This window comes from Paenibacillus beijingensis (genome assembly GCF_000961095.1).
Lineage (GTDB): Bacteria > Bacillota > Bacilli > Paenibacillales > Paenibacillaceae > Paenibacillus_O > Paenibacillus_O beijingensis.
Genome location: NZ_CP011058.1, coordinates 3,793,081 through 3,814,786, shown reverse-complemented (window position 1 = coordinate 3,814,786; position 21,706 = coordinate 3,793,081). Strand labels below are relative to the sequence as shown.

General features: G+C 54.7%; 20 protein-coding genes. 7 read left to right on the top strand and 13 right to left on the bottom strand.

Features of this window, described 5'->3' with window-relative positions; all coding sequences use genetic code 11:
• Window positions 1–3: 3 nt before the first annotated feature.
• From VN24_RS26460 to VN24_RS17220, 3 genes are all read left to right on the top strand, one after another.
• Complete coding sequence (locus VN24_RS26460; protein ID WP_052703015.1) at window positions 4–762, top strand: GNAT family N-acetyltransferase; 759 nt, start codon at window positions 4–6, stop codon at window positions 760–762.
• Entirely contained in the window at window positions 719–1,933 is a 1,215-nt protein-coding gene (locus tag VN24_RS17225; RefSeq protein WP_082083833.1) for a YheC/YheD family endospore coat-associated protein, read from the top strand. The genes VN24_RS26460 and VN24_RS17225 overlap by 44 nt, the downstream gene beginning before the upstream one ends.
• Before the next feature lie 239 nt (window positions 1,934–2,172).
• Window positions 2,173–3,780, top strand: a complete 1,608-nt coding sequence (locus tag VN24_RS17220) for a histidine kinase N-terminal 7TM domain-containing diguanylate cyclase (protein ID WP_045671404.1) — start codon at window positions 2,173–2,175, stop codon at window positions 3,778–3,780.
• Between the two features lie 34 nt (window positions 3,781–3,814).
• Here the strand turns inward: VN24_RS17220 and VN24_RS17215 are convergent, their stop codons facing one another.
• The 9 genes from VN24_RS17215 to VN24_RS17175 all read right to left on the bottom strand — a co-directional run bounded on the left by VN24_RS17215 (window position 3,815) and on the right by VN24_RS17175 (window position 11,703).
• On the bottom strand, window positions 3,815–4,534 hold the full coding sequence (locus tag VN24_RS17215; protein WP_082083832.1) for an HAD family hydrolase: 720 nt from the start codon (window positions 4,532–4,534) through the stop codon (window positions 3,815–3,817).
• Between the two features lie 96 nt (window positions 4,535–4,630).
• A complete protein-coding gene (locus tag VN24_RS17210; RefSeq protein ID WP_045671403.1) occupies window positions 4,631–5,761 on the bottom strand; it encodes a phosphodiester glycosidase family protein in 1,131 nt (376 codons plus the stop codon).
• A gap of 112 nt (window positions 5,762–5,873) precedes the next feature.
• Window positions 5,874–6,443, bottom strand: a complete 570-nt coding sequence (locus VN24_RS17205; RefSeq protein WP_045673412.1) for a manganese catalase family protein — start codon at window positions 6,441–6,443, stop codon at window positions 5,874–5,876.
• A gap of 96 nt (window positions 6,444–6,539) precedes the next feature.
• Window positions 6,540–6,809: a spore coat protein CotJB gene (locus VN24_RS17200; RefSeq protein WP_045671402.1), complete on the bottom strand. Its 270-nt coding sequence runs from the start codon at window positions 6,807–6,809 to the stop codon at window positions 6,540–6,542.
• Entirely contained in the window at window positions 6,810–6,965 is a 156-nt protein-coding gene (locus VN24_RS17195) for a spore coat associated protein CotJA (protein ID WP_082084236.1), read from the bottom strand.
• Window positions 6,966–7,887: 922 nt separating this feature from the next.
• Window positions 7,888–8,268 carry a PaaI family thioesterase gene (locus VN24_RS17190; RefSeq protein ID WP_045671400.1) on the bottom strand — a complete coding sequence of 127 codons (381 nt, stop codon included), beginning with the start codon at window positions 8,266–8,268 and terminating at the stop codon, window positions 7,888–7,890.
• A gap of 22 nt (window positions 8,269–8,290) precedes the next feature.
• Window positions 8,291–9,073 carry an enoyl-CoA hydratase/isomerase family protein gene (locus VN24_RS17185; RefSeq protein WP_045671399.1) on the bottom strand — a complete coding sequence of 261 codons (783 nt, stop codon included), beginning with the start codon at window positions 9,071–9,073 and terminating at the stop codon, window positions 8,291–8,293.
• Window positions 9,074–9,075: 2 nt separating this feature from the next.
• Window positions 9,076–10,263: a CaiB/BaiF CoA transferase family protein gene (locus tag VN24_RS17180; RefSeq protein ID WP_045671398.1), complete on the bottom strand. Its 1,188-nt coding sequence runs from the start codon at window positions 10,261–10,263 to the stop codon at window positions 9,076–9,078.
• Between the two features lie 333 nt (window positions 10,264–10,596).
• On the bottom strand, window positions 10,597–11,703 hold the full coding sequence (locus tag VN24_RS17175) for a TRAP transporter substrate-binding protein (protein WP_045671397.1): 1,107 nt from the start codon (window positions 11,701–11,703) through the stop codon (window positions 10,597–10,599).
• 588 nt (window positions 11,704–12,291) lie between these two features.
• Between VN24_RS17175 and VN24_RS17170 the strand changes: the two genes are divergently transcribed.
• The gene (locus VN24_RS17170) at window positions 12,292–12,489 is read left to right on the top strand and encodes a ketopantoate reductase family protein (protein ID WP_045671396.1); all 198 of its coding nucleotides are present in this window, start codon (window positions 12,292–12,294) and stop codon (window positions 12,487–12,489) included.
• A gap of 396 nt (window positions 12,490–12,885) precedes the next feature.
• Here the strand turns inward: VN24_RS17170 and VN24_RS17160 are convergent, their stop codons facing one another.
• The 4 genes from VN24_RS17160 to VN24_RS17145 form a co-directional block, all read right to left on the bottom strand.
• Window positions 12,886–14,211, bottom strand: a complete 1,326-nt coding sequence (locus tag VN24_RS17160; protein WP_045673411.1) for a hemolysin family protein — start codon at window positions 14,209–14,211, stop codon at window positions 12,886–12,888.
• Window positions 14,212–14,367: 156 nt separating this feature from the next.
• On the bottom strand, window positions 14,368–15,498 hold the full coding sequence (gene yfkAB, locus VN24_RS17155) for a radical SAM/CxCxxxxC motif protein YfkAB (RefSeq protein ID WP_045671394.1): 1,131 nt from the start codon (window positions 15,496–15,498) through the stop codon (window positions 14,368–14,370).
• 242 nt (window positions 15,499–15,740) lie between these two features.
• Window positions 15,741–16,859: an HD-GYP domain-containing protein gene (locus VN24_RS17150; RefSeq protein ID WP_045671393.1), complete on the bottom strand. Its 1,119-nt coding sequence runs from the start codon at window positions 16,857–16,859 to the stop codon at window positions 15,741–15,743.
• Between the two features lie 136 nt (window positions 16,860–16,995).
• Window positions 16,996–18,447, bottom strand: a complete 1,452-nt coding sequence (locus VN24_RS17145) for a bifunctional metallophosphatase/5'-nucleotidase (RefSeq protein WP_045671392.1) — start codon at window positions 18,445–18,447, stop codon at window positions 16,996–16,998.
• Between the two features lie 243 nt (window positions 18,448–18,690).
• Between VN24_RS17145 and VN24_RS28470 the strand changes: the two genes are divergently transcribed.
• From VN24_RS28470 to VN24_RS17130, 3 genes are all read left to right on the top strand, one after another.
• Window positions 18,691–19,461, top strand: coding sequence for a molybdenum cofactor biosynthesis protein (locus VN24_RS28470; protein ID WP_045671391.1), 771 nt, complete (start codon window positions 18,691–18,693; stop codon window positions 19,459–19,461).
• The gene (locus VN24_RS17135) at window positions 19,458–20,501 is read left to right on the top strand and encodes a ThiF family adenylyltransferase (RefSeq protein ID WP_045671390.1); all 1,044 of its coding nucleotides are present in this window, start codon (window positions 19,458–19,460) and stop codon (window positions 20,499–20,501) included. The genes VN24_RS28470 and VN24_RS17135 overlap by 4 nt, the downstream gene beginning before the upstream one ends.
• A gap of 101 nt (window positions 20,502–20,602) precedes the next feature.
• Window positions 20,603–21,664, top strand: a complete 1,062-nt coding sequence (locus VN24_RS17130; RefSeq protein ID WP_045671389.1) for an HD-GYP domain-containing protein — start codon at window positions 20,603–20,605, stop codon at window positions 21,662–21,664.
• The last annotated feature ends 42 nt before the right edge of the window (window positions 21,665–21,706 follow it).

Sequence of the window (21,706 nt, the reverse complement as noted above, 5' to 3'; positions counted from 1 at the left end):
AGCATGGACAACAACAAGAGCCTGCAAGAGCAAAGCCGCAGCCGTTTGACGGTTAAGCTATTGTCCGGGAGCGAGTGGATGGTGCTGCGGACGCAGCTGCTCGGGGAGCTGGAGCGCTGGAGCGAAGGGCGCCTGACCGAAGCCGGCATGGAGATGCTGGCTTCTGCCCGCTTGGCCGAATTGACGCCCGTTCCGGGGGAGCCGGCGCCTGCGGCTGCGATCGCGGCGGCATTTGTAGGCGGCAGACTGGCCGGTGCCGCATTCGCCCGCGACGCCGGCGAGACGGCCTGCATCGTGGCCGTTCATCCGAAGGTTCGCGGCCGCGGACTCGGCAGTCTGCTGCTTGAGCGCCTGCAGCGGAATTGGGGCCGGCTGCAGTGCAAAGTTGCCGCGGACAACACGGCAAGCCTGAAGATGTGTTTCCGGGCCGGCATGACCGCTGTCGCCTTAACCGAGGGGCCAACGGGGAAGCCGACGCTGCTGTTTAAGTCCGGCCCCCCCTCTCCGGCAGGAAGCGGCGTCGCGGCCGGCGATCGGAAGACGCCCTCACAGCTCTCGCCGCTATCGCAACGGCCGGCAAGCTCCGGTTTGCGGAACAGACCGGCCTCCGGCAATACCGATGACCCTGGCTTACGAAGTGGTTTTGCCTCCGGCAAAACCTGCAGCTCTGGCTTACGAAGCGGTTTTGCCTCCGGCAAAACCTTAAGGAGTGGCGAAATTGACGCAGCCCGTACTTGGCATTCTAACTTTATACCTCAATGACGACGGCCTATTGGAAGAAAAAACGATCTATCGGCGGATGACGGTTGCCGGAAGGAAGATGGGACTGGAAGTGTTCGTCTTCACTCCTCAGGACGTCAACTATTCGTCGAACCGCATTCACGCCCATATGTACGATCCCGACAAAGAGACTTGGAGCCGCAAATGGAGACCGTTTCCCAATCTCATTTACGACCGCTGCCGAATCCAGCGCAGCCACCGGTTCGAGCAGCTGAAGAAGTTCCGGGCCCGTTACGGGCACCTGACGTTTCTGAACCGGCCGCTGCGCAACAAATGGACGGTATACCTGACGCTCAAGGAAGATGCGCGCTTTCGCGAACGGCTGCCCGAAACCGACATTTACGAGAAGCCGCAGGACCTTGCCGATATGCTCCGCAAATATCCGCTCGTTTATGTGAAGCCGATTAACGGCACCGGCGGGCGCGGCATTTTGCGGATCGAGAAACAGAAAAACGGCGGCTACCTTATCCAGGGCCGCGACCAGGCGCGGCGTATTATTCCTCCCCAGAAAGCCGATGCATCAACGCTCTTTGAGCGGCTGGCTTCCTGGGATCTGAACGGCCGGCGCTATGTGGTGCAGCAGGGCATTCAGCTGAAGCTGTCCAGTGGCAGAGTTCACGATTACCGGCTGCTCGTCCAGAAGAACAGCCGCGGCGAATGGGCGGCAACCGGCGGTGCCGGACGGATCGGAGCCGCCCGCAGCGTAACGTCCAATCTGCACGGCGGCGGCAAAGCGGTGACGATGAAAGAGCTGCTCGGGAAATGGATCGGCGATGATGTGAAAGCGGAATCCATTCGCCTGGAGACCGAGAAATTCGGCATCGAGGTGGCGGCTTATTTGGAGCGGCAGTACGGCCGCCTGTGCGAGCTTGCGCTCGATATTGCGATCGACCGCAAAGGCAGCATTTGGCTGCTCGAAGTCAACCCTAAGCCCGCGCGCGAAGTATTCGCCAAAACAGGCGACACCGAAACGTATCAGCGGGCGATCGCGCGGCCATTGGAATACGCCATGTGGCTGTATGAACGCAAGAAGCGGAGCAGCCGGACGAACGGCGGCAGACGGCACTCCGCCCGGGGCCGTGCTGCCGGTTCGCGAACGGCCGAAAAAATACGGAAGACGAGCGGAAGCCGTTATGGCCGTTCGAGCATATAGCCCCTGTCCAACCGGCTTGACCTTCGGACGCCCGACTTCGGGCGCCGGAGGTTTTCTTTTTCGTTCCATAACGGCGCGGCCCCCGCCTTCTAAAGTTTCCTATTCCCTATCCTTCCATTACGGGTTACAATCAATTGTCTGAACCAAAGTTCAAGATACGATGACAAGAAAGGGCCGCAGCTCGTGAATTTCGCACAAATCTTCAGTCTCCTCCTGCGTGCGTACGGAATAAGAAGAGAATGAATAACATCATTTCCAATTATGTCGTCATTGTCGCAATTGCCGGCGTGTTCAACGTTCTGCTTGGCGTCTACGCTTATTTCCGCACGACGTCCTTCTCCGGAATGCGGGCGTTTGTCTGGACATCGTTCACTTCGGCTGTTTATGCCTTCGGATTTGCCATGGAGCTGGCGAGCTCATCGCTCAAAGAGATTCAGTTCTGGATCAACATCGAATATGTCGGCATGCCTTTCGCAGCTCCCTGCAGCCTGATCATGACGCTTTATTATGTCGGGCTTGATAAATTTTTGACGCGAAAAAAAATGTGGGGACTGTTTCTCATACCCTCCGCAACGTTGATCATGGTGACGACCAATCCTTTGCATCATCTGTTTTACCGCTCGATCTATTTGCGCCAGGACGGACCTTCGCCGCTGGTGGACATTGTGCGCGGGGAATGGTATATCGTGCACGGCAGCTACACGTTCGGGTGTTTATTTGCCTCTGTCTGTCTGCTTGTATGGAAGTGGAACCGGACGCTTCCGGCCTTCCGCAAACAAATCGTCATTTGGCTAGCCGGACATTTAATTCCGATTGTCGGGTCTTTTTTGTATTTGATGGGACTGTCTCCTTACGGGATGGATCCCGTCCCGGTACTGCTAAGCGTGACTTCCGCGCTCTATATTTGGGCGATTTTATCGGCGAACATGCTTACGGTGTCTCCTGTCGCCCGGGAGTATATATTCGAGAGTATGAGGGACGGGGTTCTTGTACTGGATAACGCGGACAGAGTCGTCGATTATAACGCGGCTGCCGTTCGGATGCTGCCCACGCTCGACGCTTCGGTGATCGGCAAGCCGATCGGGAACGTTTGGAAGCTGCAGCCCGGGTTTTTCGGAGCAGCCACCGCAGGTGCGGACAAGTCGCTTCCCGATGAGGTCGAAGCCGAATGGATAAACGGGGACGAGCATTTATATTACGAGATTCGGTTCTCCACGCTGAAGCCGAAAAACGCTGCCGTCGGCACAATCGTCGTCCTGATCGACGTCACCGAGAAAAAAAGGCTGCAGGAGCGGCTCCTTTATTTGGCCAACTACGACGGGTTGACGCAAATTTACAACCGGACCCACTTTATGCACGAGAGCCGCAGGCTGCTGGAGCAGGCCCGTTCCTCCCGTGCCCCGCTGTCGTTTTTGCTGCTGGACATTGACCATTTCAAATCGATTAACGACCGCTTGGGTCATGCCGCAGGCGATCAGGCGCTGAAGCACATTGTGAGTATATGCAAAAAAAATTTGCGGACCCGGGATTTGATCGGCCGGTACGGAGGTGAAGAATTCGTCCTTTGTCTGCCGGATACGACCGTGGAGCAGGCCGCACTTATCGCCGACCGGATCCGGCGCGATATTGAAACAAGCCCGATAACGACCGCATTCGGCCCGCTTGCCCCAACCGCCAGCTTCGGCGCTGCCGAAGCGGCGCCGCATACGGACATAATGGCGCTCGAATCCGTACTGAGCGAAGCCGATCGGGCGCTGTACAGTTCGAAACGCGGCGGCCGCAATGCGGTGCATTTCATCACAGGCGGCACCGTACGCAAGTTTTCCAGACCGGCCGTAAAAATCTAAAGCCGCTTCGCCGCGAAGCGGGCGCAATGCCGGTTCAGCCGGTGATTTCGGATGAGAGATCTTCTTTTGCAGCTTCCGGTTTCGGCAGAAGCGCGAGCAGCTGCTCGAAGTGTTCGATGCATACGTCCGCGCCGGCCAGCTCGGCATTGCCGCCGAAACCGGCGTAAGCGCAGCCGATCACAGCAAGGCCGTTGCCTTTGCCCGCCTCGACATCGGAGGAGCGGTCACCGACCATCCATCCTTGTTTAATGCCGTGCTTCTCCATCAGCAGGGCCACAAGCTCGACCTTGCTTGCGGTTTCGTACTCGCCCGCACTGTACAGATCGTCGAACAGATCGTCCATTCCTTTTACTTTGACGATTCCTTTCACATAATGCTCAAGACCGTTGCTTGCCACAAACAGCTTAATGCCGCGGGCTTTCAGCTCCCGCAGCGTTTCGGCCACCTTCGGATACAGGGAGCCGTTGCCGGCCTCCAGCTCTTCCAGCTCGTACTGCAGCATCAGCTCGTCCGCGCGGCGGCGGGCCGCTTCGGAAGCATCCGGCATCACTTTCTTCCAAATTTCCTCCAGCAGCATGCCGAGGCATGCGATCAGTTCGTCGACCGGCGGGGTTTCACCCGTGTACAGCCCTTCTTCCCTTAATGCAGCGAACAAACGGGGATGAACATGAATGAGCAGCGTTTCGGTCTGGAGTAAGGTTCCGTCCATATCAAATAGAATTGCTTCGGGATAAATGAGTTCAACAGAGGACAAATGAATAATCTCCCTTCCAGTTTTGACATCATCATACCGAAAAAAAGGACCACTCCGCAATCCGGAATGGTCCTTCTCGCACGTTCAGCTATTATCCTACCATTTTGCCGGGTCGATATCTTTCGCGGTCAAACCTTCCCAAACATTCGGAATTTGCGCTTCCTCCGGATGGTCGAAGACGAGCCATGCCGTCGGCAAATACCGCTCGCCGTGTTTGGACGAAGGTTTATTGACGATACCGCCTTCATTAACCAGAACGCTCGATGAACCGCCGTCCAGATTGGCGGCAATGACCGCGCCGTGGTCCAGCATAATTTTCTGAACGTCGTACAGGTCGGCCCCGATGCTGTAGCCGGGCTGGCGGCCGTCGATCACGACGAAAATGATCGCTCCGTCGGCGCGCTGCCCCATTGCGGTACGCGGCGCAATGCCCCAGCCGTCGGCGTGATTTTTCACCAGCCCTTTGCCGTTCACAATGATGCGCGGCTGGAAGGTGACTCCTTCCTGCACACCCATGGCGATCAATTCCTTCAACGAATAATGGCCCGCAACCATTTTGCCCTGCTTATCGATGCCGACGATTTGCGTCTCGCCCTTTTTATCCAGGTCCTCATAATAGACTTTGCCCTGCGAAATGACGACGCCAATCGGCTGGAAGCCGTTGCCCTTCCAGTTCGGATCGGCGAAGCCGCCCGCATTGACCCCGGCGACCGCGCCGTAACGCCGGACCATGCTGGTCACTTTCTCGCCTTTGCCGGCGACGGCGGGAACGCCCAGACGAATTTTCGTCGGATCTTTGACCGTCATGACATAACCTTTGTAGCTGGCGCCGGAAATCGGTTCGATCTGCACGAGCGGACCGCCCGAATCGTCGGCGCCGGATGCGATCTGATGCGTATCCTTCTCGGATCCCATATCGTTGAACTGCTTTTGATACTCCGCGACGCGGCGGTTCAGCTCATCCTGGCCGATTAAATATTTGGCCCATACGCGGTGCTGCGTCGTAATGATCGTATCGGCGGCCAAGTAACGGTAGTTATTTCCCGATGGCGTCAAGAACAGCCAGCCGGTCCCTAAAGCTCCTATAATCAACAACAGGCAGATCATCCACATCAATAGACGTAAAAAACGGAGTTTGCGGCGGCGCGGCCTGCGCTTGCCGGCCCTTCGTGCGGCAGCCATTTGATCACGCGGAGATGGAACCGTCTGCGAAGCTTTCATGCTCATATGTTGTACCGCTCCTCTACTCTCGCATTAAGTTGTACGAAAGAGTAGACGACAGCAGCATACGAAAAGTTTCGAAAACGGCTATTTTTGGATAAAAATGGATTTGATCCGGTTAATACACCTTCTTCTGCTCCCGGTCGGCCTTAATGATCTCCACCGCTTCCTGGAAGCGCAGTGCGTGGATGACTTCCCGTTCGCGCAAAAACTTCAGCCCGTCCTGCAAATCGACGTCGTCGGTCATATCAATCAGCCATTGGTAGGTGGCTCTTGCCTTCTCCTCGGCGGCAATATCTTCGTACAGGTCGGCGATCGGATCACCCTTCGCCTGAATGTATGCGGCTGTCCACGGTACGCCGGACGCATTGGCGTAAAACAATGCATGGTCCCGCTGGGCGTAGTTCGGCCCGAGTCCCGCCGCTTCGAGCTGCTCGACCGTGGCGTCCTTGGTCAGCTTATACACCATTGTGGCAATCATTTCCAAATGGGCGAATTCCTCTGTCCCGATATCGGTCAACAGGCCGATGACTTGATCGGGAATCGAATACCGCTGATTCAAGTAACGAAGTGCCGCCGCAAGCTCACCGTCCGCTCCGCCGTACTGCTCCAGCAAATAACGGGCCATTCTCGGATCACACTTGCTAACCCGAACCGGATATTGCAGTTTTTTTTCATATACCCACATCGTCAGCAGCACCTCCATCAAGTGATTTTTCCGGTCACCCGCTCTGAACCTCCCGGATCGGCGGATCGACCGGATCGACCGGATCATCCGAATCCGCTACACCTGCCACGGCCATGGCGTGTCGTTCCATTGCCACGGGTAGCGGGAGTAGCTGTGACCGAAGTTCATCAGCGGTCCGAACTGCATTTCGAACTGCTGCATGCATTCCTTGTACTTCTGAGCAAGCTGATTAAACTGCTGCAGCGCCTGCAGGTCGCCGGGATGTGTATCGAGGTACAAATTAAGCTCGACAAGGGCGAAATCGAGCTGCTGAAGTTCCTCAAGCTTCTCGTAATAAACGATATTCACATTTTCGCTCACCCGCATTCACCTCCCTTTACCGCTTTTGGACTCATACGGACTGTACAGTGCCGGCCAAAGCGTTCCGAGCTTCAGCGCCTCCGGCAGCGGAAACTGCGGCAGATTCATCGGCTGATACGTAATGAATTTGTTCGGCGGCACAATATAGGTTTTGACCCGCATCGGCGGACACGGGTCGAACGGGCCGATATAAGGATACCAATGCCGTAAGCCAGGATTAACGTTCACTTGCGTTCCCTCCTTGTCGTTTTCCCATTTCCACTCTCATGCCTATGATCAACGGCTTATCCAACTTTCCGGTTTATTTCGATGCAGAAAAACTAGCTAATGTTTATCAACTCTAACGTTCTTCGATTAAGGAAAAATTATTGCTAGAAGACTCCTTCATACTCCGGAAACACTTGATCCACCAATGTCGGTTCGTTTAATTTGGCCTTTACCTAAAGCGATGTGATAAATTCATGTTGCCGCGTTACATGCTGCAATTCCACATGCTGCTCTTCCCAGATCCGATGTGGTTGCACTTCTCCACAGTAGTACATGCCAGCCAAGTGCACGACTTCCCCCAAAAGCACCCACGTCCTCCCGGCTACCGCCATCATAAAGCGCCTAATGAAAAAGGCCAACCAGAAAGCTCTGGCTGACCTGATAAAAAGAAAGCTTCCCCTTGCTTCCGTCGCCAAAGGCAAAATCGAGTCGGGACGGCAAACGCGGAGGAGATCAGGAAAAACCCATTGATATCCGGTCCTCATTTTCTTGGACCAATGCCTTAAACGTATCTCGCGGCGTAGGCAGGAACAATTTGTCGATCATACTCGAGTAGGTCCTGTTTCCTGTGTATTTCCGCTGCGGAGCCGTCCGTTTTGACTTGGATAATAGCGTTCAGGTCGACTTTTTTCCTTCCTCTTGATGCTCCTTCCAGTACGCCAGCGTTTCGTCCCAAACCTTTTGCAGCCTCTCCTTGGCTTCCGGGTTCTTGCTGGCGTCCTTTAAGTCAACAACTATATGTAAGGTTTTCTGACGTTTCTGAAAATGAAAGAGCTTATTCGCAGCCAAGCGCGAATAAGCTCTTCATGTTCCTTTCTCAGCCGCTGCCAAGCCGCAGAAACGTCCCGGTTGTTACGCTTAACAGCTCGTGCTGCTCGTTTTCGACCTCGCAGGCAAGGAAAACCACTTTATTCCCGTCTTTCACAAAGCGGGCGTTCGCCAGCAGCCGGCCTTTATTCTCCGCTTTGAGAAAAGAGGTTTTAATCTCGAGCGAAACATAAGGAGCGTCTTTATATTTCATTGTCAAATAGCCGAAGGCGGTGTCCGCGAGATAGGCATGAATCCCCCCGTGCACGATCTGGAGCGGGTTAAGCATAAGCGGATGGACGGAACATGCGATCCCGCACGTTTTCATTTCTTGATTATAAGAGATTTCAAATCCAAGCAGATCGAACAGCGTCGTATTTGAAGCTTCCATAGCTCTAGCCTTCCATTCACCATCAAGTATTTTTCTTCCGCAGAAAAGCTGCGACCCCCGATTGATAATCCGGACTTTCGTACGATGAAAGCACAAGCTCGGCGACCTCTTCATTTTCTTCAGTCATGCCGTTTAACACCTCATGAATGATCCGCTTCGTTCCGCTAATGGCGAGCAGCGAATTTCGGGTCAGCATCCGAGCATAATCGTAAACTTCGGCTTCAAGCCGCCCGGGGTCGTACAGGCGATCGATCAACCCCATCCGGAACGCCTCTTCGGCCGAAACCTTTCTCGCGGAGTACAGCATGTCTTTGGCGCCCGACGGTCCGACATGCCTCACCAGGTGTCGGATACCAAATAGCTGGTAGACCATCCCCAGCCTGGCGGGGGTAATGGCGAAAACAGCCGAGGTGTCGGCAAAACGAAAATCGCACATAAGGGACAGCTCGCATCCCGCCCCAATGCAGAACCCCCGGATCATCGCGATGGTCGGGATGCCCAGCTGAGCGAGCGTCTCCTCCACTTGATGAGCCGTGGTATTGTACCGTTTGGCGGATTCGGCGCTCGCCCGGACGGAATCGAACTCGCCGATGTCCGCTCCCGCCGAGAAGGCTTTTTCATCATCGCTTCGAAGAACGAGCGCTCTAATCGTCCCGTCCTGCTCCACTTCTTTCAGCAGATCGTAAAGACGGCGCCACATGTCAAGCGAAATGGCGTTTCGTTTTTCGGGCCGGTTGATGACGATTGTGGCGATTTCTCCATCACGCTCCAAGTATATCCGGCGGTCTTCCTCCAGATGAGCCATTCCTAGATCACTTCCTCATGCCGCAACATCCGGATATCCTCCTCGGACAATCCCAAATATTGCCCAAGTATCTCTTCGGTGTGCTCGCCTAGCAGCGGCGCGGTTCTTCGGATTTTCCCCGGCGTTTTGGACATTTTGCCCGGAATGCCGAGCATTTTCGTTTTCCCGGCGGCCGGGTGCTCCACTTCCATCACCATATCCCGCTCCAGCACATGCGGATCATTGATCGCCTGATCATACGTGTTGATCGGTCCGCCGGGCACGCCGGCCTGTTCCAGCTTTTCCACCCAGTAAGCTTTCGTTTCATGCACGAAAATTTCTTCAATTAACTGCTCCAAAATATCCACGTTCTTGATACGGTCCCGGGGCCGCGCGAATCTTTCGTCCTGTATCCATTCCGGCTTATGGACAACATCCGTGCAAAACCTTTCCCACGTGCTCTGATTGCCTCCGCCGACCAGCACATAACCGTCTTTCGACCGGTATGCCTGATAGGGAGCCATAATTCTGTGGCGGGACCCGCTCGGCTTCGGCACGGTTCCGTCGGCAAAGAAAGCCGCCGCTTCCCAAATCGTCCATGCGAGCCCCGACTCCATAATGGACACGTCGATGTACTGCCCTTCGCCGGTCTTTAGTTTGTGGATATATGCAGCGAGAATGGAATAAAGCGCCGTCACGCCTCCCGTCAAATCATTGATCGCGATGCCGAGCTTTACCGGACGTCCGTTCGGCTCCCCGGTCATGCTCATCAGGCCGTTCATGCCTTGAGCGACAATATCAAAGCCTCTTTTATCCCGGTAAGGACCCGTTTGCCCGTAGCCCGAGATTGAGCAGTAAATAATGCCGGGATTGAGAGCGCTCACCGCTTCATAATCAAGGCCCAGCTTGCGCATGACACCCGGTTTGAAATTTTCGACAATAACATCCGCTTCCTTCGCCAAACGGAAAAAGATTTCTTTTCCCTTCCCGGACTTCATATTGAGTGTCATGCTTTTCTTATTGCGGTTGATTTGCATAAAATTCGCGCTTTCCCCGTTAATAAAGGGCGGTGTGGACCGCGTGTCGTCCCCGTCGGAACTCTTTTCAACCTTGATGACTTCCGCACCCAAATCGCCGAGCACCATCGTGCAATAAGGACCGGCCATCACGCGCGTCAAATCGAGCACCTTCATGCCTTCCAGTGGCTGCATAGCGAATACCTCCTGTCTTCTTAGGCCGAATCTAGTTGTAGATCGTTTTCACTAATTCGGTGTCGTACTTTTGATCATAATCATGCAATTCGCCCAGCAATTGGACGGCGTATTGTTCTAGCTTATCAAGCCGTCTAGCGTCAGGAACAGGGATTGGCTTTCAGATCCGCCGCGGCGGCGTATGAACAGTGTCCTCCGCCGAATACTGCGATTTCCATTTCGCCTCCTCCGCTCGTGTTGGTTGAATAAACGTTTAATCCAACAAATCAGGCTGCAAGCGGACGATTATCGTCTTCGGAGAAACCGTGATAACGAACGAAGCTTGTAGGTTAGTTAATTCGAATATAGGGCCTTTAGTTCATCCAGACGTTGCTTGAATTCTTCAGCCGGAAGTCCTTTCGCTTTCAGGTCCGCTACCGTTTTATCCTGGAACGGCTTCATTTTTGCATCCCAGGCTTCTTTTTCTTCCGGCGTAAGCGAAACGATTTGCAAACCTTGTTCCTTGATGGACCAGTCGACCGCTTCTTTCACATGAGTATCCAAATAATTGCCGGTCCAGGCTGCCATCTCGGGTCCCAATTCGTCGATAACCTTCTGTACGTCCGGCGGCAACGAATTCCAGGTATCCATGTTCATGACCGCCGCATGAATCGATACGGTCAGCGGATAATCCGTCAGGTATTTGACCATTTCCGCGAATTTCAAATCCATCAGTACTTCGCGGGAGGATACATACCCCTCAACCACTCCGGTTTGTATCGCTTCAAGCGTTTCGCTCTGCGACATCCCGACCGGAGAGGCGCCGAGCTCTTTTAATACCGGCGCAAGTGCGCCCGGAACCCGTACCTGCTTTCCTTTTAAATCCTTCAAGCCGGTTATCGGATCTTTCATTTGGATAAAGGAAGGCTCCGAAGTAAACGCGGTGATGAGCTTGACATTCTTGAACGCATCGGGGGGAAATTCCTTGATCAGATCGTAAACGACCTTGCTCGCAACCAATGAATTTTGAAAAATCGTGGGTGCTTCGGCGATGGTTAATAAGGGAAACTTGCCCGGCTCATAGGTGGTAACCGAGGAGCCGATATCCGCAACTCCGTTCTTGACCCCGTCGTACATGTTTTTGTCGGTCAGCAGCGTGCCTCCGAAAAACAGCTCGACGTCTACCTTTCCGTTCGTGCGTTTCTCGAGTTCTTCCTTCCACTTCTCCATCTGCTTCGCCGGAAAAGTGCTCGCCGGTGCAAAAAAAGCGTAGGTGAGCTTGATCGGTTTTTCGCTTGATGCCGTTTCTTCCGCGGATGCCGTTTTCCCTGTCGATGCCGTTTCTTGTGCGGAAGTTTTTTCTCCTTCATTTCCGGTAGGAGCTGAACCGGTGTTGCCCCCGCAAGCCGCCAGCACAATCAACAAGCTCACGGATAAAACGCGCATCCACATTCTTCTCATAGAATCTCTCCATCCTTTTTTGGTCTATCTGTTCCATCCGACTACCATCCATTACTCGATTCCGGCATAGGTGCACAGCAGGCTGATTTTCGGTCAGGCTGGGGCATTGTTCGATGGCCCTGGCCACTTTTTCTTCGATGCTCTCCGGCGTGCTTACAGCGCATTTATCTGAGCTCTTTTTATCTGTTACATAATATGTAATACATATGTCATAGAACATCCCCTTCCTTCAAAATTTACCTTCCGCCGTTTTGCTTGGGTTACGTTAACTGTATCTGAATTATCAGTTTTTTTAAACGACTAAATCATATGGTAATTAGGTTAACTTTCCGTATGATTCATTGTTTAATCGATTTCCATAACACATACCATTCGTTTTTATGTAAAGATAGTTGACACGAATGAAAAAATGTATTAAAACCGTTGTGTATCTGTTGAGTGACAAAGCAGCAGCGGATAGGGAGGGAGAAAAATGGACGGACCGGTATCCGTCGCCATTGTAGGCGCGGGCGCAATGGGCGGCTTTTTTGGGGGCGCGTCTTACGGAGGCGGACTTTGCCGTCACGTTGTACGACACATGGAAGGAGAATGTCGCGCAAATTCACAAAATCCATCACACGGAAGACGCCATTAAGCGATTTCGGCCGATTCGGTCCCGATACCTATGTCGTCTCCCTGCAAAACGAAATCTGCAGCAGGGAAATCCTCCCGAAATATTTTCCAAAGGAAAACATTATTATTGGGGTTACGACGTACAGCAGCGATCTGCCGGACCAGGGACGATAAAAATAAAAAGGCGAAGACATAACTTATCTCGCGAAACTGACGGCAGACAACCCGGAGGACGTCCGGACCTTTGCAGCGCTGCTCGAAGCCTTCCGGCTGAGTCCGATTCCCAGATCTTTCGTTGATGCGCGAAAAAAGCCTTCAGCACTCGTCGTTCCGGAATTCCGCTTCCGAATATCCGAAAATATTGGACATCCGCCGGTTAAATAAACGATTTTTCCGTAGATTAACCCGCGGCTGCCTCGAGCTTCTTGCGAATACGGCGTGCCGACGTCCGTCACCACCGCTCGCCGCTCATATTCGATGAATCCGGAGCGCGATGAATAAACAAAAAAGCACCCCGCCTTCATCATAAGCGGAGTGCTGCTTGTTCTATTCGGTTACCGATACATACTGCTATTCGTTTTCTCTCCAAAGCGCCGTTTCGTCCGTTCCGGTTTCACCCTCCTGCGCGGCGTCTTTGTCGGGATTGCGGTAGATATTTACCCTCAGCACGCGCAATCGCTGGCACTCGGCCACTTCGAAAATATAGTCCTCATGCTCGATTTTATCGCCTTTGGCCGGATTGCCTTCAAGCCGCGAAAACATCCAGCCGCCGATCGTATCGACATCCTCGTCTTCGATTTCCAGCGCGAACATATGGTTTACATCGTCGATCAGCATGCGGCCGCCGACCGTCGTTACATCGCCTTTCACGACGATATCCGGCAGCTCGGTGTCAAATTCGTCATGGATTTCACCGACGATCTCTTCCAGAATCAGCTCCGTCGTCAGCATTCCCGCCGTTCCGCCGTATTCATCGACGACGATGGCAAGCTGCGAATGCTTGCGCTGCATCAGCTTCAGAACGACGCTGATTTCCATCGATTCCGGCACATTGAGGATCGGACGGATAAAATGATCCAACTCGTGCGGCTCGTCCGGATCAGCCGTGAGCAAGTCGGTAATATGTACAAACCCGATAATCTGGTCCTTATCTTCGATTCCGACCGGATAGCGCGTATGCTTCGTTTCGTAAACTAACTTCATATTTTCCTCGAACGAATGGCTGGAGTACAAGCAGTCCATATCGGTGCGGGGAAGCATCACTTCGCGCGCCAGACGGTCGGAAAATTCGAAAATGTTGTCAAACAGCTTCATTTCGTCCTTATCGATAATACCGCTCTTCGCGCTTTGGCTCATCAAAATCCGCAGCTCTTCCTGCGTATGCGCCGCTTCCGTTTCGCTGGCCGGCTCAATGCCCGCCATCCGCAGTAGCCGGTTCGCCGTCCCGTTCAAGACGACAATCGCCGGAAGAAAAATTTTATGAAACACCATGAGCGGACCCGAGAGCCATAACGAGACACCTTCGGACTTCTGGATCGCCAGCGATTTGGGCGCCAGCTCCCCGAACACGATGTGCAGAAACGTAATGGCGATAAAACCGATCGCAAAGGAAATGCTCTTGATCAGCGTTTCGTCTTCGAAGCCGATAGCGTACATCAAAGGCTCCACGATCAGATGGGACACCGCCGGTTCGCCGACCCAGCCCAAACCGAGCGAAGCGAGCGTTATCCCGAGCTGTGTAGCCGACAAGTACGCGTCAAGCTTATTGTTCACCCTCAGCGCGTATTTGGCCTTCACATTTCCTTCGTTTACAAGCTGCGTCAGCCGCGTTTGCCTGACCTTGACGAGCGCAAACTCCGCCGCCACAAAAAAGCCGTTCAGCAAGACCAAAACCATGACGATAACTAAATTCAATATAATGCTTCCGGGTTCAAAAACAACCTGTGTCACTGCGATCGACTCTCCTTTGCAACAAGCGGCTAACAGACAAGGGCTGCTTCTGAAGGATCGGCAGCAATCCGCGCCGGAATATCCGCACCCGGCAGGGGCCGGTTACAGGATCGCTTGTCTGCTGTTAAAATCAACGTCACGGTAGTACATATCCTTCACGAGCAAATTCGGTCCGCAGCAAGCTGCAGCCGCACAATGACAGTCGACGCTTCGAAACAGCGGATGCGACAGCCAGCGCCCGAATACGTCGTCAAGCCTTTCGGAGTGAATGTTGCCGAATGCCGGCACCTCCGAGAAGTCGGTTACGAACACCTCGCCGGTGAACATGTTGACGTTAAGCCGGTTGCGGCCGTCGGGATCGTTGCGAACCGTCACATTCGGTTCGGCCGCCAGGCGGGCAATAAGGGCCCGCTCCGTTTCATCCTCGCTGCAGCGGAAAAACGGCAGCGTTCCGAACAGCATCCAGATCGAATTCTCGCGGGCATCCAGCAGATCGTGAACGGCCGCCATCATCTCCGCTTTCGAAATAACGGGCAAATCGCGGGCAAAGGCGCTCGGATACATCGGATGGACCTCGTGCCGGACGCAGCCCATCTCCGCAATTAGCCGGTGGATCTCCTTCATCTTGCGGTGGGTGCGGAAATTAATCATCGATTCGGCGGATACGAGCACGCCTTCCTCGCTCAGCCGGCGCGCATTCTCCATCATCCGTTCATACATGCGGACAGCCGCGGCGCGCGGAATATCATGTCCGGATTTGGCAAAGCCGACCTGGTGGAAGTCATCGGCCGACGTATAATTGAACGAAATATGCATCACATCCAAATAAGGTGCGATAAGTGCGTAGCGCCCGTAATCGAGCGTTACATTGGAATTGAGCTGGGAGCGGATGCCGCGGCTGCGCGCATACTGGAGAATCGGCACAATATATTCGCGGACGGTCTGTTCCGAATAAGACGGCTCGCCGCCGGTAATGCTGATCGTCTCCAGATGCTCCACCTCGTCGAGACGGCGCAGCATCAGCTCAAGCGGTATTTTGGCCGGTTCGCGGAATACGAGCGAATCCCCGACCGCGCAATGCTCGCAGCGCATATTGCATAAATTCGTAACGCTCATTTCGACGCTTGTCAGCTTATGCCTTCCGTATGCGGACAGCGACCGGATCGGGTCCCATGGATCGTATTGCGGCGACAATGCGTCAAGCGAAGCCGCCATGCTTAAATCGGTATTCATGTAAACAGCACCTGACTTGTTAAGATTTTGCTTTCTATTTATTTTACTGTTCACAGGGCAAGGAATCAAATACAGATCCTTTTTTTCCTTACAAGCGGCAAGCGGCCGCTGCTTTCATTATTGTTAAACAAAATTTCTTGCGATGAAATCCAACAAAGGAGTTTGCATGATAACTTCCTGGGTAAAAAAAAGAGCCTGCCGGCTTCTTCAGTCATTCCGGCCGCATCAGGCTTAAGGACCGGTCACATAATTGAAAGAAGCGGAGGCGCCGTTTGGACATCATTCGTACTGACGATCATCGCGTTCAACTGGGTGGACAAATCAACTTCATACGGGCTTTTCAGCGGTATGCCGTCGGAATCGGCCAGGATCCGTACGACCGGCCGGTGAGGACATAACGGAGTAATGCCGACCACGACGCCGGACTCTCCCGTATTCATGCGGACGGTCATGCCGAGCGGATAAATCGCGACTTTATCGCGAAAAAGCCGTACCATCTCTTGTTCATACAGCGTGCCCGTCCCGGCATACAGCGATTCTACCGCCTGATGCGGCAGCATCGGACGGCGGTAGATGCGGCTTGTCGTCATGGCGTCATAGGAGTCGACAAGCCCGATCCATTTCGCATATTCATGAATTTCATTGCCGCGCAGGCCGCGGGGATAACCGCTGCCGTTCAGCCGCTCGTGGTGCTGGTAGGCGCAGTGGGCCGCAATCAGCGGAATGCCCGGCTCGTCCTTCAACAGCTTAAAGCCGTATTCCGTATGCTTTTTCATTTCTTCAAATTCGCTGTCCGTCAGTTTGCCCGGTTTCTTGAGAACGCCGGCCGGCACCTGCGTCTTGCCGATATCATGAAGGAGGGCGCCGAGTCCAAGCGTCATCAGTTCATCCCTGGAATAACCGGAGGCGATTCCGAGCAGTGTCGTGTAGACGCACACATTAAGGGAATGCTGATACAAATAATGGTCCACCGATCCGATATTCATCATCATAATGACGGTTTCTTTGACCGCAACCAGATCGTCGATCACCCGGTTTAACACATCCCTGAACTGTTTGCCGACATAGGGATACATCACGCCCTTCTTACGCGGCGGCTGATCCATCATCGTGCGGAAATGGGAACGGATCTCTCCCAGCGCGACACGCACCGTTTCGTCGCTGATCAGCTCAGGCAAAGTAATATCGGCCGTCCGGGAATCTTGAATATAGACGAACTGGATGCCGCATTCCGCCAGCCGGACGATCATCCGCTTCGTAATCTCGACATGCTCTCCCAACAAAACGAGCCCGTCTTCGGAAAAAATTTTTTTGGCAAGCCTCATGCCGGGCCTGCACATGCTAATGGGCATCAAAATCATTTCTTAATCGATCCCTGCCCCGTTTTTGAAGTTTATAAAGATTATCGGCAAAAGCAGGTTGTTTTGTTAGAGAGCGGCAGCCGTTTCGACGGAAAAATATGGATGATACCGACAGCGGTTCGCCTGCCCTTTCGCATCAGCGGGCGCGGTGCCAGCGGGGGCGGAAGCTCTCCGCTACCGCCTCGCTGTTCTGAAGCTCCGCCGCCAGCACATCGCGCAAAAATTCGGGCAAGTAGTAACGGACATTCTTGCCCTGCTGTAGCGACAAATACCCGATGCCGAACGTAAACATATCGATCGTTCCGACCTCGTACTCTTCTTCATCCTGCAGCGGCTGCCCATCAGCCGCCACCTGGATCGATACAATTTTCGATTCCTCGGGCTGCCCCTCGTCCCAGTGAATATCGAGACCGTCCACCGCAAGCGTGCCCAGCACCAGACCGCGAAACCCGAAGCCGCGTATTTCCATGCCCGTATATTCCGGCAGCAGCGACTGCTCCAGCGCAAGCCGGATGTCGCGGCCGCGCAGCGTTAATCGGCACGGATTAATCGGCGACGGACAGAGGGCGTGCAGCAGCCCCTCCGTCACGCCGCCCGGGAAGAGGCCGCCGAGCAGTTGTCCCGCGTTGACGATGCCGATCTGCGCGCCTGTCCACCGTTTGAGGCCGGCGGCAAGCAGGCTGGCGAGCGGCGATTCCCGCTCGGCATCGGCGGGCAGCTCCCGCTCCAGCCGGACCACCGTCCGGCTCAAGGCGCGCACGCCCGCCTCCAGATAGCCGCCGATAATGGCGGCGGCTTCCGGATGAGGCGCGCAATCGGCGACCGATACGCAGGATGCGCGCAGCAGCGGACGGCCGGAAACCGGGTCGCGGCCTATTTCCACCCGTCCCAGACGCTCGCCGTGCTTGCCGGCGGCGCAAACGGTCGTGCCGCCGATTAGAAGCGGCTCCTCCAGCAAGTGATGGGTATGGCCTCCAAGGATGAGGTCGATGCCGGCAATTTCCTCCGCCATCCTGCGGTCCGTCGGCAGGCCAAGATGCGAGAGCACGACCACGACGTCGGCTTTCGCCCGCAGCTGAGCGACTTCCCGCTCCACGACAGGCATAGGATCGAGAACATTCCAGCCGAGCAGCTTATAAAAATCGTTAAAACGAGCCGTTACGCCGATCAGACCGATTTTAAGCCCGCCTTTGGCAATAACCGTTTGCGGCAATATCCAGTCCGGCAGCAGCCCGGAGTCCCGCTCCGTCATGTTGGCCGCAAGCACCGCAAACCGGGCATGCCCGCGGTAAGCGTCGGTAAGCGCCTCCGCCGTAAAGGTCAGACCTTCATTGTTGCCAAGGGTGGCGGCTTCATAGCCTGCTGCGTTCAAAAGTTCCACATTAACAAGTCCGCCGCTGCCTTCCGTCTCCACGCGCATCCGATCCATATGATCGCCGCAATCGACCGCCAGCACGCGGCCCGATCCGTGGATGCGCCGCTGGTCATCGATATAGGTTGCCATTCTGGCCGCTTCCTCCAGACGGCTGTGCAGATCGTTGCTGTGCAGCAGAACCGCTTCCGGCTGCCATTGTTCGTTGTGCGTCATGTAAACCTCCCTAACCGGCCGCCCAATAATCGTGCGCCCTGCCGAAACGATCCCTCTAAATCGGGCGTCCATCTGCCGCTAAAATTGGTTATTTTTATGAAAGAGACCGTTGTTCATCGGATCATTCAGACGATTCTTGCCGTTTGCGATTCTCCATAGCATAACATTTTTCACTTCTTTATGGTATGCTGAAAACAATGTACATGAAGCGATTCAATACTATTCGATGTGAGGTAAACCGACATGATAACACATACTTGGACATTATCCCTCTTTGCCGGTCTGCCGGAACGTTTCGGCTCCTCTTCCCTGAAGCTGGAACTGCCTGCGGGCGAAATGACCGCCGCTGAGTTGAAAGCGGCCGTGGCACAGCGCTTTCCCGCTCATGCCGCCATTTTGGCCGCCGCCTTTGTCGCCTGCAATCAGGCATACGCCGCCGACGGCGACACGGTGCGCAGCGGGGACGAGCTGGCGCTGCTTCCGCCCGTTTCCGGAGGGGAGGAACAAGGCGAAGAGCAAGAGCGCAGCGCGGAAGATGACGCCTCCCGCCGTTTCACGCTTACGCGGGAGCCGCTGTCCGCAGATGCGATTTCGCAGCTTGTCATCGTCCCCGAAAATGGGGCATCGCTCGTTTTTGTCGGTACGACCCGGGAGTGGACGAAGGGAAAAAGAACGCTGAAGCTCGAATACGAAGCGTATGAGCCGATGGCCATCCGTACGCTCCGCCAAATCGGCGATGAAATCGCTGAGCGCTGGCCCGGCGCGCTGTGCGCCATCTCCCACCGTACCGGCGTGGTGGAAATCGCCGAAGCAAGCGTCATTATCGCCGTCTCCGCCCCGCACCGCGGCACTTGCTACGAGGCGAGCCGTTACGCAATCGAAAGGCTGAAACAAATCGTCCCGATCTGGAAAAAGGAAATTTGGGAGGACGGTACGGAATGGGTCGGGCATCAGCAAGGCCCTTGGAACCCCGTAGCTCCGCCGACGGATGAAGGAGGCTCCGTATCGTCATGACCGATATGCCTTCCTCTTCGCTTCGCTACGCCCGTCAAATCCGTTTCTCGCCGCTCGGAGAGAGCGGCCAGACAAAGCTTGGACAATCGTATGCCGTCGTCGTCGGCATGGGCGCGCTCGGCTCCGTAATCGCCCAGCATCTGGTCCGCTGCGGCGTCGGGCGTGTCCGTCTGATCGACCGGGACATTGTGGAATGGAGCAACCTGCAGCGGCAGATGCTTTACCGGGAAGACGATGTGCGCGGCATGCTGCCTAAAGCGGAAGCGGCCGCCCGCTATTTGCGGTCGGTCAACGGCAGCGTGGAGATTGAACCGGTTGTCGCCGACGTCACATCCGGCAATGTCTCGGACCTTCTTGCCGGAGCGGACCTGATCATGGATGGAACCGATAATTATACGATCCGCTATTTGCTCAACGATTACAGCGTATCGTCCGGCATTCCATGGATTTATGGCGGAGCCGTCGGCGCTTCAGGCGTCACGATGACGATTGTCCCCGGCCAAACCCCATGCTACCGCTGCCTCTACCCGGAGCCGCCCGCAGTCGGTACGACGGACACCTGCGAAACGGCGGGCGTGCTGCCGACCATTATCGATATGATCGGCTCCCTGCAGGCGACGGAAGCGATCAAGTGGCTGTCGGGCAACCGTGACGCCCTTCACGGTACGATCGTTCAGCTTGATGTTTGGCGGCACAGCTGGTTCCCGGTTGCTGTCGGCCGGTCGCGCCGCGCGGATTGCCCCTGCTGCGGTGAGCGAAGGTTTCCGTTTCTGGACGGATCCGAAGAGCCCGTAAGCAGCGCGCTGTGCGGCCGCTCTTCGGTGCAGATAACGCCAGCTCGTCCGGTCAAGCTTGAGCTCGATCAGGTTGCGGAAGCGTTTCAGAAGATCGGACCGGTCACCGTAAATCCGTTTCTGCTGCGGCTGGAGCTCACCGGCGGCTTGTCCTTTCTTTTATTCAAAGATGGGAGAGCGCTTGTGCAGGGCACGGAAGACCCGATAAAAGCCAAAGCCGTTTACGCGGAATTAATGGGCTATTAGCCTTATTTTTTATTCCTATTATTGCTAATGTAGATATAACTTGTTACGATAGAACTACAAAAAGCTGAAATTTCTTACAATTTCCATTTCGAGGTGCAGGCATGAGGGTGCATGTTACGGAACTGAAAGAAGGCGACCGCTTGGCAAGCGACGCCTTCAACGACTTTAGCTTGCATGTGATGGCTAAAGGTACGGTTCTCAGAACGTATGATATCACGAAGCTAACCCAGCATAGGATCGATTATGTGGACATTGAGGAGCGTCAGGATTCGGCTCCCGCCTCAACCATCCGTACGATTGAATCGAGCATAAGCCCAAAGTGGATCTCATCGGTGCAGCCCCTGTATAAATCCGTCGTAAACGGTTGCGAATCTTTGTTCCGGCAAGCGGTTGAGGAAGGCCGCATCGAAGAATTCGACGTCAACGCGATGTTCCAGCCTTTCGTAGGCAGCTTTCAAAGTGAAAGAGACGTCGTTTCGATGCTGCTGCTGCTGAACAGCGAGGACGACTACACGTATCAGCATTCCGTACAGGTCGGCATGCTCGCATACTACCTCTCCTCTTGGCTCGGCTACCCCGATAGGGAGTCGGTCCGAATCGGCAAAGCCGGCTTTCTGCATGACATCGGCAAATGCCGCGTATCGAAGGAAGTGCTTAACAAGCCCGATAAGCTGTCCAAGGAAGAATTTGCCGAAATTAAACGCCATCCTCTGTACGGCGAAGAAATTATTTTGGCCTCGTTCGAAGATCCTTTATTATCCGTCGCTGCCCTCCAGCACCATGAACGAATGGACGGTTCCGGTTATCCGCACGGGCTCGTAGGGGATGAAATCGAACCCGTGTCCCGCATCGTCGCCGTCGCAGACGTCTACAGCGCGATGATTTCCACCCGCGTTTATCAGAAGAAACGCGATCTGCTGTTTGTGCTGAAGGAACTGTACCGGATGAGCGCCACTCAGCTGGACCCGCACACCGTTCAAACCTTTATTAAACATATGATTCCGAACTTTATCGGCAAACGGGTGGAGATGTCCTCCGGCGATACCGGCCTTATCGTGATGACGCACCCGACCGAATTTTTCCGTCCGCTTGTCAAGCTGGACGAACGTTTCGTTGATTTGACGTTGGAACCGGAGCTCGATATTACCCAAGTTTATATGTGAAATAAGCGCAAGTCCGAAGAGTCCGCCGTCAATCACGGTGCT